Here is a 12,261-nt window from a genome sequence, read left to right as displayed (position 1 = left end):
GGGTTACAGCCGATCGACTTTCTTTATGCAGCCGTGTTGTGCAAAGTCAGGCTATGTAGCCCCGGTGTCATCGCCATGAAGCTTTGGTGATGCTTATATGACAGCCCACGAGGAGCCTCTTATGCCCTGGCAAAACCTGCTGCGCCGCCGCGATCGTCTGCCCGCCAACCCGGACCTGGGCGAGGGGTTCGCGACCTTGTTGCACCAGTTGGGCAACGTCACGCCGTTCGAATTGGCGGTGGCCGGCGGACGTTTGATGTCGACGCCGGGGCTGGCGTTTCTAGTGGGGTATCAGGCGGCATTGCGCATGCTCTGGCCGAGCGCACCGCTGAGCCTCGGCGCCTTGTGCGCGACCGAACAGCGCAGCCTGCGGGTGGCGGACATGCAGACCCGTCTGCACGATTTGCGTCTGAGCGGGCGCAAGGATTTTGTCACCGCAGGCGATGCCGCCGATTGGCTGCTGATCGCTGCTCGCAGTGAAGCCCCTGACGAAAAACCGCGTCTGAGTCTGGCGGTGGTTTATCCCGATGAACCGGGCGTGCGTCTGGAGAAACTACCGGCGATCCCGTTGATGCCAGACATCAGCCATGGCCGACTTATTCTGGATAACGCTCAATGCGAACTGTTGGCGGGGGATGGCTGGGATGCTTACATCAAACCGTTTCGCACCCTTGAAGACATCTATGTGCTGAGCGCCATGACCGCCTGGCTGTACGGCATCGGTCAGGACAGCGACTGGCCGCAAGCCTTGCAACTGCGTTTGCTGGCGCTGCTGGCCGGGTGTGCGGAAGTCAGCCGGCAGGCGCCGAATAATCCGTCCGGGCATGTGTTACTCGCAGGCTTGTTTGCGCAGTTCGATGGGCTCAAGACCGAGGTGGCTCAGGCACTGGCCGATGGCCCGCAGCATTGGGCGGCGATGTGGCAACGCGATCAGGGTGTGATGGATTTGGCGGCGGGTGCGCGGGGGAAGCGGTTGGCCAAGGCACTCGCGGGATCTTCAGTGGGTTGAGGGCCTCATCGCGAGCAAGCTCGCTCCCACATTGGATCTGCGTTGTACACACCCTGTGGGAGCGAGCTTGCTCGCGATGGCGGCCTCAATGACGACGTAGTTTTCGAACTGTCATTTATCTCGACTAGGCTCAGCAGGTTCATCCCTCCGAGCCCCCACCATGTTCAAAGGCTTGTCCCTGATTTTCGGGCTGTTGCTCAGCCTCACGGCCCACGCCGAATACTGGCCTGCCGAGCAATGGTCGACCGGCCCGACAGTCACCGGGCCGGCGCTTCAAGCGCTGGAGACTTACGCCTTTCCACCCCGTGATGAGGCCACCCGAAAAGGCATCCGCACCGACGCCTTGCTGGTGATCCGCGACGGTCAACTGATCTACGAACGCTACGCCGGCCCGACCACCGCCGACACCCCACACCTGACCTGGTCCATCAGCAAAAGCCTGATGGCCACGGTCCTCGGCGTGGCCTATGGCGAAGGTCTGTTCAAGCTCACGGATTCAGTGCTGAAGTTTTATCCACCGCTGGAAAAGCACCCGACGATGACCATGGCCGACCTGCTGCATTGGGCCTCGGGCCTGGACTGGCAGGAAGACTATGAATACGCGCCGTTGAAATCCTCGGTGGTCGCGCTGCTCTACACCCGCGGTCACCAGGACATGGCCGCGTTCACCGCCGATCACGCTGAATACGCCAAACCCGGTGAGGCATTCCGTTACTCCAGCGGTGACAGCAATCTGTTGTCCGCCGCGTTGAAAAACATCGTCGGCCCGAACCGGTATCCGGACTATCCATGGACTGCGCTGTTCGAGCCTTTGGGCATTCGCCACGCCGTCTGGGAGAGCGATGCAACGGGAACCTTCGTCGCTTCGTCCTACGTCTATCTCACCGCCCGGGACCTCGCGCGAGTCGGTCTGTTGATGGCCCGCGACGGTCGTTGGGGCGAGCGACAATTGCTGCCCAAAGACTGGGTCGCCTTCAACCGCCAACCTTTCGCCCACTATCAAGCCAATCAGGACGACGCCGTGCCCGGCGGCCATTGGTGGCTCAATCGAGCAGCGGGTGGCGCGGCAAAACCCTGGCCCGATGCACCCGACGATACCTTCGCCGCGCTGGGTCATTGGGGTCAGGCGATGTACGTGATTCCCAGCGAAAACCTGGTGATCGTGCGCTATGGCGATGACCGCGACGGCAGCTACCGGCACAACGATTTGCTCAAGCTCGCGCTCAAGGCATTTGCCGCGAAGGTGCAGCCATGAACCGTCGCAGCTTTGTTCGTCGCCGACCGTTCAGCGCGCTGTTGTTGATCCTGCTGGTCGCCTTGCTCGGCTGGATCTGGCAGGAGCGCGTAGCGCTGTGGGCATTCCCGGACATCATCAGTGCCTACACCGCCAAGGAATATTGTTCGTGCCGTTACGTGATGAACAACCCGGCCGAGTATTGCCACAGCTATGTGAAGCAGTGGTTGCCTACCAGTGGCTTTACCGATGAACCCGCCAGCAAGCGCGTCACCGTCAGCGGCATGGGCCGCAGCAACAGCGCGCAATGGGTCGGCGAACGCCAAGGCTGCCGCCTATCACCATGACGGCGTAGATGCTTTTTGTGGCGAGGGAGCTTGCTCCCGCTCGGCTGCGCAGCAGTCGTAAACACTGCGTATGAGTTCTACCTGAAGAAATCCATTTGCCGGTTTTGGGAGTGCTTCGCCCTCCAGCGGGAGCAAGCTCCCTCGCCACAAAAGCCCCTCACCACAGGGATTTGCATCGACCCGTAATTCTCAGGTTCCACGTGGTGGAACCACATTCGATTGTCCTCGCGCCGAACTCGCGGTTATCTGGCGATGAGCGCGACCTGCCTTGATGTGTCGCGAAATCACTGCGAACAAAAAGAACGGGAATTCACCCGGCCCGAGGACAATCGTCATGACCCGACATCAGCACATTCTTGCCTGGCTCAACGACGTGGCCAGCGACCTGCACGCCACACGCCAGGACATCCACGCCCACCCGGAACTTGGCTTCGAGGAAAACCGTACCTCGGCGCTGGTGGCCAAATCCCTCGAAGAGTGGGGTTATGAAGTTCACACCGGGATCGGCAAGACCGGCGTGGTCGGCGTCCTGCGCAACGGCAGCAGTTCACGCAAACTTGGGCTGCGGGCGGATATGGACGCCTTGCCGATCCTCGAGAATACCGGCGCGGCTTACAGCAGTCGGCATCAGGGCTGCATGCACGCCTGTGGTCATGACGGCCACACCACGATGTTGTTAGGCGCCGCGCGCTACCTCGCCGCGACCCGTCAGTTCGATGGCACCCTGACCCTGATTTTCCAGCCCGCCGAAGAGGGGCAGGGCGGTGCCGAAGCGATGCTCGCCGATGGCCTGCTGGAACGGTTTCCCTGTGACGCGCTGTTCGGCATGCACAACATGCCGGGCTTGCCGGCGGGGCATCTGGGCTTCCGTGAAGGGCCGATGATGGCGTCCCAGGATTTGCTCACGGTGGTCATCGAAGGCGTGGGTGGACACGGCTCGATGCCGCATTTGGCGGTGGATCCGCTGGTGGCGGCGGCCAGTGTGGTCATGGCCCTGCAAACCGTGGTTGCGCGCAACATCGACGCGCAGCAGGCCGCCGTGGTGACCGTTGGTGCCTTGCAGGCCGGCGAGGCCGCCAACGTCATTCCGCAACAAGCCATCTTGCGCCTGAGCCTGCGTGCGCTGAACGCCGAAGTCCGGGAGAAAACCCTCGACCGCGTGCGCGCGATCATCGAGTCCCAAGCCCGCAGCTTCGGTTGCAGTTCGAAAATCGAACATCGCCCGGCTTACCCGGTGCTGGTCAACCACGCCGCCGAAACCGAATTCGCCCGGCAGGTCGGCGTCGAGCTGCTCGGTGCCGACGCGGTGGACGGCAACACGCCCAAGCTCATGGGCAGCGAAGACTTCGCCTGGATGCTGCAACGCTGCCCCGGCGCCTACCTGTTTATCGGCAATGGCGTTTCGCGGCCGATGGTCCACAACCCTGCTTACGACTTCAACGACGACATCCTGCTGACCGGCGCGGCGTATTGGGGTGCGCTGACCGAGAGCTGGCTGAAGCCCGCCTGACGACCTCACTTTCTACTGCCGCTGGATCGGGCGCGCTTCGTCGCGTCCGTTATCGCCCAACAGGTTTCTGGAGAGTTCCCCATGCAGACTTCAAGCACAGGCGTTTCGCGCACCCGGCAGGTGGTCGCCGCCGTTATCGGCAATGCGCTGGAATGGTATGACTTCATTGTTTACGGCTTTCTGGCGAGCATCATCGCCCGGCAATTCTTTCCGTCCGAGGACGAATACGCGTCACTGCTGATGGCGCTGGCGACCTTTGGCGTCGGGTTTTTCATGCGCCCGGTGGGCGGCATTCTGTTGGGCATGTACTCCGACCGCAAAGGGCGCAAGGCCGCGATGCAGATGATCATCCGCCTGATGACGGTGTCCATCGCGCTGATCGCGTTCGCGCCGAACTACGCCGCCATCGGCATGGGCGCGCCGTTGTTGATCGTGGTCGCGCGGATGCTCCAGGGCTTCGCCACGGGCGGCGAATACGCCAGCGCCACGGCGTTTCTGGTGGAAAGTGCACCCGCGCACAAAAAGGGTTTGTACGGTTCCTGGCAATTGGTCGGGCAATGCCTGGCGGTGTTCTCCGGGGCCGGGATGGTGGCGTTGTTCACTCATCTGCTTTCCCCCGAGGCGCTGGATAGCTGGGGCTGGCGGATTCCGTTCATGATCGGTTTGTTGATCGGCCCGGTCGGGCTGTGGATTCGCAAACACATGGAGGAACCGGAAGAATTTCTCGAGGCACGCAAACAGGCTAAAGGCGCGAGCCCGAGCCTGCTGCAAGTGATCCGCGAACATCGGCGCAGCATTCTGGTGTCGATGGGCCTGGCGTGCGGCGCGACGGTATCGTTTTACGTGGTGCTGGTGAACATGCCGACCTTCGCCCACAAGAACCTCGGCCTGCCGCTGGACAAGGTCTTGCTGGTGCAGATGCTCGCCGTCGCCGTGATGACCGTGATCATTCCGCTGTCCGGCGCGCTGTCGGACCGGCTCGGGCGGCGCCCGGTTTTGATGGCGTTCACTTTGGCGTTTTTCCTGATGGTGTATCCGCTGTACGTGTGGGTCGCGGCGGCGCCATCGGTGGAGCGTCTGTTGGTGATGCAACTGTTGTTATGTAGCGCTATTGGTGGGTTCTTCGGCCCGGCCCCGACTGCGCTGGCCGAACAGTTTCCGATCGAAGTGCGCTCCACCGGGGTGTCGGTGGCGTACAACGTTGCGGTCATGGTCTTCGGCGGTTTCGCACCGCTGATCGTCACTTGGCTCAGCAAGGCGCTGGCGACACCCGTGGCGCCGGCCTTCTATGTCCTGTTCGCTTGCGTGCTGACGCTGATGGGCACCTACTGCATGCACGAAGCGCCACGCGCTAAAAAATCCGAAGCACTTAATCTTGAGGTGAAGCCTTGAGCATCAATCCGATTGTTGAAATGGACGCCGATGCGTTGTCCCGAGCGATTCATGCTCGCCAGGTTTCCTGCCGTGAAGTGATGCAGGCCTATCTGGCGCAGATCGAACGCTTCAATCCGCAGGTTAACGCGCTGGTCTCGCTGCGCTCGGCCGATGAGTTGTTGGCGGAGGCCGACGCCTGCGACCGGCAGTTGGATCAGGGCCAGTCCCGCGGCTGGATGCACGGCATGCCGCAAGCCATCAAGGATCTCGCGGCGACTGCCGGTTTGCGCACGACCATGGGCTCGCCGCTGTTCGCCGAGCAGATCCCGCAACACGACGCGATCAGCGTGGCGCGGGTTCGCGATTGTGGGGCGATCATCATCGGCAAGACCAACGTCCCGGAATTCGGACTCGGCTCGCAGACCTATAACAGCGTGTTCGGCACCACCACCAATGCCTACGACCCGACGTTGGTCGCTGGCGGCAGCAGCGGCGGGGCGGCGGTGGCGCTGGCGTTGCGCATGTTGCCGGTGGCCGACGGCAGCGACATGATGGGCTCGCTGCGTAACCCGGCGGCGTTCAACAACGTATTTGGCTTTCGTCCCTCGCAAGGCCGCGTGCCTCACGGCCCGGCGCCGGAGGTGTTCGTTCAGCAACTGGCCACCGAAGGACCGATGGGCCGCAGCGTGACCGATGTCGCTCGCTTACTCGGCACTCAGGCCGGATATGACCCGCGCGCGCCGCTGTCGCTCACGCAGAGTCTGGATATTTTTGCCGACACGCTGATACAGGATTTCAGTGATGTGAGGCTGGGTTGGCTGGGGGACTACAACGGCTATCTGCCGATGGACGACGGCGTGTTGAGCCTGTGCGAATCGGCACTCGGGGATTTCGAGGCGCTGGGTTGCCGGGTCCAGGCCTGCCAGCCGGACTTTTCTATGGAGCGCCTGTGGCAAACCTGGCTGGTGCACCGACACTGGTTGGTGCAGGGCAGCCTCGGCGCGCTATATGCCGACCCGCAGAAACGTGACCTGCTCAAACCCGAGGCTCAATGGGAAATCGAAGGTGGCCTGCGCCTGACGGCGGCGGATGTTTACCAGGCGTCGGTCAGTCGCAGTGATTGGTATCGGGCCTTGAGCGAGTTGTTCGAATGTTACGATTTTCTGCTGTTGCCCACCGCGCAAGTGTTCCCTTTTGATGCACAAACCCCTTGGCCGCGCGTCGTCGGCGGGCAGAGCATGGACACCTATCACCGCTGGATGGAAGTGGTGATCGGGCCGACCCTGGCCGGTTTGCCGAGCATGAATGTGCCGGTGGGGTTCAGCCCGGCCGGGTTGCCGATGGGCCTGCAAATCATCGGCCCGGCCCAGGCCGATCGGGCGGTGCTGCAACTGGCTTACGCTCATGAGCAACTGACGCAATGGGTCAAACGTCGGCCACCGGGTTGTCTGCAAGACGCCTGAGTTCACCGAGCGGGCCCGCATCTTGCTGCAAAAAGCGATCATCCATCCGGGCTAAGGGAGATCGAATCCATGGACAGCAAGGCAGATACCGGCAGCGTGCGTTCCGTCGAACGGGCGCTGGCCATCGTCGAACTGCTGGGTGAGCATCAGGCGTTGGGGCTGGAAGAGTTGCACTATCTGACGACCCTGCCCAAGGCCACGGTGTCGCGGATGTTGCTGACCTTGCAGGAGCAAGGCTGGATTTATCGCGGTTTGAGCGACCGGCGTTATCGGCTGTGCGCCAAGCGTCTGTTCGGCGACAGTCAGCAGCGTTTCAAACGGCGACTGGTGGAAAGCGCCGCGCCGATGTTGCTGGAGTTGAGCGAGCGCACCGGGCTGGTGGCGGACCTGTCGAGTTTCGACGGCGAGCGGGTCGAAGTCATGGAAAGCGCGATCCCCACTGTGCTGCGCAAGCGTTACCCGAACAACTGCCAGATCGTCGGCCAGCACGCCAGTCTGTTTCATTCGGCCATGGGCCGGGCATGCCTGGGCGAACTGGATACTCAAGAAGTGGAGCGGCTGGCCGGTCGTGAACGACTGACGGATGAGAGCCTCTTCAGCGCCAACGAACAGGCGTTGCATCAGGGTTTCGGCCAGCGCACCGAAGGTTACTGGGAATACCCGGTGCGGTTGCCGTTCCTGATTCGGGCAGTGGCCTTGCCGCTTCATGCCGACGGCCGCTTGGTCGGCAGCATGGCGCTGCACTGGCCGATGGATCAGGCGCCGGTGGAACGGGTGTTGAGCCTGCACCTGAACAGCCTGGCCGCTACCATCGGCGATGTGCAGCACGCGTTGGCCTGACTCTTAAAAGATCGCAGCCTGCGGCAGCTCCTACATGTGAACGCATTCCCCTGTAGGAGCTGCCGCAGGCTGCGATCTTTTGATCTTCGCGGTTTGCAATGCGCTCACGGGCGGTTAAGGTTCGTGCAGGTTTATCTGCCCCACGAGTCTCTATGTTCAACCGCTTCCTCTGCAAAACCCTCGCCTTCCTGCTGTTGGCCGGCGCCACGCTGTCGGCCCACGCCGATTGGTATCTGGACGGCGAGTCCTCGCGGCTGTCGTTCATCAGCACCAAAAACGCCAACATTTCCGAAGTGCAGCGCTTTCTGGTGCTGCACGGCAAGGTCGATCCCAAAGGCCAGGCCGAGGTGGAAGTCGAGATGGACTCGGTCAACAGTGGCATCCCGCTGCGCGATGAACGCATGCGCAAGGACCTGTTTGAAATCCAGACTTTCCCCGAAGCACTGATCACCGCGCAGATCGATCTGCGGCCGATCAACGACCTCGCGCCCGGTGCGCAACTTGAATTGCGCCTGCCGCTGACCGTCAACCTCCATGGCAAACAACACGAATACAACGCCGAACTGCTGGCAACCCGTCTCGATGACCGACGCTTCCAGGTGGTGACCCTCGAACCGCTGATCATCAATGCCGCGGATTTCGACCTGGCCCCCGGCCTGGAAAGTTTGCGCAAGGTCGCCGGTTTGTCGGCCATCAGTCTGTCGGTGCCGGTGGGTGCGGTACTGATTTTCACGGCGCGCTGACATGGCCGGCGCAATTTTCCCCTGGCGTGAAGGCAACCGTTTTGAACTGTTGATCGACGGTCCGCAGTTTTTCCCACGGATGTTGGTGGCGATTGCCCGCGCCGAAGAGCAGGTCGAGCTGGAGCTGTACCTGGTGGAGGCGGGTGCCTGTGCCGAAGCGATGGTTCAGGCGTTGGTCCAGGCTGCCGAACGTGGCGTGCGCGTGCGCTGCCTGTTCGATGATTACGGCAGCCTCGCGTTCACCCTGACTTTGCGTCAGCGTTTGATGGCTGCGGGCGTGGAGCTGCGTTTCTACAATCGCCTGAGCTGGCGGCGTTGGGTGGGCAACTTCTACCGCGATCACCGCAAGCTGTTGCTGGTCGATCAGAGCATGGCCGTGGTGGGTGGCACCGGGGTGACCGATGAATTCTGGACGCCGGGCGAAGACACCAGCGAATGGCACGAGGTGATGGTGGAAATCACCGGTCCCTTGGTTATCGACTGGCAGTTGCTGTTCGACCGCCAATGGATCGCCAACCGGCATCGGCGCGCCTGGAAACCCGCCTCGCATTTTGGCTTGCCGCGTCTACCGCGCGTGCCGTCCACGGGCGAGGGCATGGGCCGGGTGGCGTACGCCGACGCCCGCCAGCACCGGGACATCCTGCAATCATTGATTCGCGCGCTGAACAGCGGCCAGCGGCGGATCTGGCTGGCGACGCCGTATTTCCTGCCGACCTGGAAAGTCCGCCGCTCACTGCGCCGGGCAGCCGCCCGAGGTGTCGATGTGCGCCTGCTGCTGACCGGGCCACGCACCGATCACCCGTCGGTGCGCTACGCCGGGCATCGCTACTACCCGCGATTGCTCAAGGCCGGGGTGGCGATCTTCGAGTACCAGCCGTGTTTCCTGCATTTGAAAATGGTCCTGATCGACGACTGGGTGAGCATCGGCTCGTGCAATTTCGATCACTGGAATTTGCGCTTCAACCTGGAAGCCAACCTTGAGGCACTGGACCCAGGGCTGACGCGGGCGGTGGCGGCGAGTTTCGAGAGGGACTTTGCGCAGAGCCAGGAAGTCAGCCTGGAAGCATGGCAACGCCGGCCGCTGTGGCGGCGAGTGAAGCAAAGGATTTGGGGATGGGTGGATCGGCTGGTGGTGAATCTGCTGGATCGAAGGGGATAGGGGCAGAGCAAGATCAAAAGATCGCAGCCTGCGGCAGCTCCTACATTGGGATGGTGTACACCCTGTAGGAGCTGCCGAAGGCTGCGATCTTTTGCTTTCAAAGGTTAGAGCAGTTCAAAGCTCTGCTGCGTCACGTCCTGGGAATCCAGGCCGATCTCCACATTGAACTTGCCCGGTTCTGCCGCGTACTTGAGCTGTGTATTGAAGAACTTCAGGTCATCCTCGGTGATGGTGAAGTGCACGACTTTCTGTTCGCCGGCCTTCAGCGTGATTTTCTGGAAGTTCTTCAGTTCCTTGATCGGACGGATCATCGAGCCGGTCACGTCCTGGATGTACAACTGCACCACGGTTTCGCCGTCACGCTTGCCGGTGTTTTTCACCATGACGCTGGCGTCGAGCTTGCCGGTTTTGTTCAGCGTGGTCGACGACAGCGCCATGTCGCTCAGACTGAAATTGGTGTAGCTCAGGCCGAAACCGAATGGGAACAGGGGACCTGTGGTGTCATCGAAATACTGCGAGGTGTAGTTGCCCGGTTTGCCCGGCGTGAACGGCCGGCCAATGCTCAGGTGGTTGTAGTAGGTCGGAATCTGGCCTACCGAACGCGGGAAGGTGATCGGCAATTTGCCCGACGGGTTGTAGTCGCCGAACAGTACGTCGGCGATGGCGTTGCCGCCTTCGGTGCCGCTGAACCAGGTTTCCAGAATCGCGTCGGCCTGTTCCTTCTCTTCGAGAATCGACAGCGGACGGCCGTTCATCAACACCAGCACCAGCGGTTTGCCGGTGGCCTTCAGGGCCTTGATCAAATCGCGCTGGTTGGCCGGGATGTTCAGGTCGGTGCGGCTCGACGATTCGTGGGACATGCCACGGGATTCGCCCACTGCTGCCACCACCACATCGGCATCCTTGGCGGCTTTCACCGCTTCGTCGATCAGCACTTGGGCCGAGCGCGGATCATCCACCACTTCCGGTGCGTCGAAGTTGAGGAAGTTCAGGTAATCCAGGATCTTCTTGTCGCTGGTGATGTTGGCGCCGCGAGCGTAGATCAGCGTCGATTGCGCGCCCAGTGCAGTGGTCATACCGTCGAACAGGGTCACCGATTGCGTGGGTTTACCCGCGGCTGCCCAGCTGCCCATCATGTCGATCGGCGCCTTGGCCAGCGGACCGACCAGGGCGATTTTTGCAGTCTTCTTCAGCGGCAGGGTTTCGCCCTGGTTCTTCAGCAACACCATGCTGCGGCGCGCGACGTCACGGGCCTCGGTGCGGTGCAGACGGCTTTCGGCATAAGTGTCGGCCGGGTCATCCTCAGCCTTGCCGATGCGCAGGTACGGGTCCTTGAACAGGCCCATGTCGTACTTGGCGGCGAGCACTTCACGCACCGCGTTGTCGATGTCGCTTTGCTGGATCTCACCCGCCTTCAACAGTCCCGGCAGCTCTTTGCCGTAGAGGGTGTCGTTCATGCTCATGTCGATGCCGGCCTTGATCGCCAGCTTCGCGGCTTCGCGACCGTCACGGGCGACGCCGTGTTTAATTAGCTCGAAAATCGCCCCGTGGTCGCTGACGGCCAGGCCTTTGAAGCCCCATTGCTTGCGCAACAGGTCGTTCATCAGCCAGGTGTTGGCGGTGGCGGGCACGCCGTTGATCGAGTTCAGCGCGACCATCACCCCGCCAGCACCGGCGTCGATGGCGGCGCGGTACGGTGGCAGGTAGTCCTGGAACATCTTGACCGGGCTCATGTCGACGACGTTGTAGTCGCGACCGCCCTCGATCGCGCCGTACAGGGCAAAGTGCTTGACGCTGGACATGATGCTGTCGGCCGCGTTCGCGCCTGTGCCCTGGAAGGCTTTGACCATGACGCCAGCGATGCGCGAAACCAGATACGTGTCTTCGCCGAAGCCTTCGGAAGTCCGGCCCCAGCGCGGGTCGCGGGAGATGTCGACCATCGGTGCGAAAGTGATGTCGAGGCTGTCCGCCGCGGCTTCCTTGGCGGCGATGCGCCCGGACAGGCCGATGGCGTCCATGTCCCAGCTCGAGGCCAGGGCCAGCGGAATCGGGAAAATGGTGCGGTGGCCGTGGATCACGTCATAGGCGAAGAACATCGGGATCTTCAGCCGGCTGCGCATGGCCGCGTCCTGCATCGGACGGTTTTCCGGGCGGGTGATCGAGTTGAACGTGCCACCGATGTTGCCGGCGGCGATTTCCTTACGGATCGTCTCCCGCGGCATTTCCGGGCCGATGCTGATCAGGCGCAACTGGCCGATTTTTTCATCGAGGGTCATTTGCTTCATCAGGTTGCTGATGAACGCATCCTTGTTTTCCAGAGGTGCGGGTGTCGTGGCGGCCAATACGTTATGACTGGCCAGGCTGACGAACAGGCCCAGCAAACACAGCTTCTTCATGAATAGTTTTCTCAAAAGCCTAAACGGCAGTGAATACGCGCCGGTCAGCCAAAATTTAGGGAGCGACTATTGTTGTTCAGGTAAATGCAGCACACTTCTGCGTGTTTTCGCGCTGGGGCATCTTTTAGCCCATTGGCTCGATGCAATCCAGTGGTGGCCGCAGATTATGCCCCAAGAGCCGGGTTC

The 12,261-nt window shown here is 61.8% G+C and carries 10 protein-coding genes; 9 read left to right on the top strand and 1 reads right to left on the bottom strand.

What is annotated here, in order from left to right; translation table 11 throughout:
- Nucleotides 1–121 precede the first annotated feature (121 nt).
- The 9 genes from ACA079_RS25360 (at nt 122) to ACA079_RS25320 (ending at nt 9,679) form a co-directional block, all read left to right on the top strand.
- A complete protein-coding gene (locus ACA079_RS25360) occupies nt 122–1,009 on the top strand; it encodes an acyl-CoA dehydrogenase middle domain-containing protein (protein WP_497701368.1) in 888 nt (295 codons plus the stop codon).
- A 160-nt stretch (nt 1,010–1,169) separates the two neighbouring features.
- Nucleotides 1,170–2,264 (top strand): serine hydrolase domain-containing protein, encoded by a 1,095-nt coding sequence (locus ACA079_RS25355; RefSeq protein WP_497701367.1) that lies wholly within the window; start codon nt 1,170–1,172, stop codon nt 2,262–2,264.
- Nucleotides 2,261–2,590 carry an amidase gene (locus ACA079_RS25350; protein WP_497701366.1) on the top strand — a complete coding sequence of 110 codons (330 nt, stop codon included), beginning with the start codon at nt 2,261–2,263 and terminating at the stop codon, nt 2,588–2,590. The genes ACA079_RS25355 and ACA079_RS25350 overlap by 4 nt, the downstream gene beginning before the upstream one ends.
- 334 nt (nt 2,591–2,924) lie before the next feature.
- The gene (locus tag ACA079_RS25345; protein WP_497701365.1) at nt 2,925–4,100 is read left to right on the top strand and encodes a M20 aminoacylase family protein; all 1,176 of its coding nucleotides are present in this window, start codon (nt 2,925–2,927) and stop codon (nt 4,098–4,100) included.
- A gap of 81 nt (nt 4,101–4,181) precedes the next feature.
- Nucleotides 4,182–5,492 (top strand): citrate-proton symporter, encoded by a 1,311-nt coding sequence (locus tag ACA079_RS25340; protein WP_497701364.1) that lies wholly within the window; start codon nt 4,182–4,184, stop codon nt 5,490–5,492.
- Nucleotides 5,489–6,937, top strand: a complete 1,449-nt coding sequence (locus tag ACA079_RS25335; protein WP_497701363.1) for an amidase — start codon at nt 5,489–5,491, stop codon at nt 6,935–6,937. The genes ACA079_RS25340 and ACA079_RS25335 overlap by 4 nt, the downstream gene beginning before the upstream one ends.
- Nucleotides 6,938–7,006: 69 nt before the next feature.
- Complete coding sequence (locus ACA079_RS25330; protein ID WP_497701362.1) at nt 7,007–7,777, top strand: IclR family transcriptional regulator; 771 nt, start codon at nt 7,007–7,009, stop codon at nt 7,775–7,777.
- 152 nt (nt 7,778–7,929) lie between these two features.
- On the top strand, nt 7,930–8,520 hold the full coding sequence (locus ACA079_RS25325; RefSeq protein ID WP_497701361.1) for a YceI family protein: 591 nt from the start codon (nt 7,930–7,932) through the stop codon (nt 8,518–8,520).
- Between the two features lies 1 nt (nt 8,521).
- Complete coding sequence (locus ACA079_RS25320) at nt 8,522–9,679, top strand: phospholipase D-like domain-containing protein (RefSeq protein WP_497701360.1); 1,158 nt, start codon at nt 8,522–8,524, stop codon at nt 9,677–9,679.
- A gap of 104 nt (nt 9,680–9,783) precedes the next feature.
- Here the strand turns inward: ACA079_RS25320 and bglX are convergent, their stop codons facing one another.
- Nucleotides 9,784–12,075 (bottom strand): beta-glucosidase BglX, encoded by a 2,292-nt coding sequence (bglX, locus tag ACA079_RS25315; protein ID WP_497701359.1) that lies wholly within the window; start codon nt 12,073–12,075, stop codon nt 9,784–9,786.
- Nucleotides 12,076–12,261: the final 186 nt, after the last annotated feature.

This window comes from Pseudomonas sp. LBUM1645 (assembly GCF_059716185.1).
Note: the sequence above shows the minus strand (reverse complement) of the source record. Positions and strands in the feature narration are given on the sequence as shown.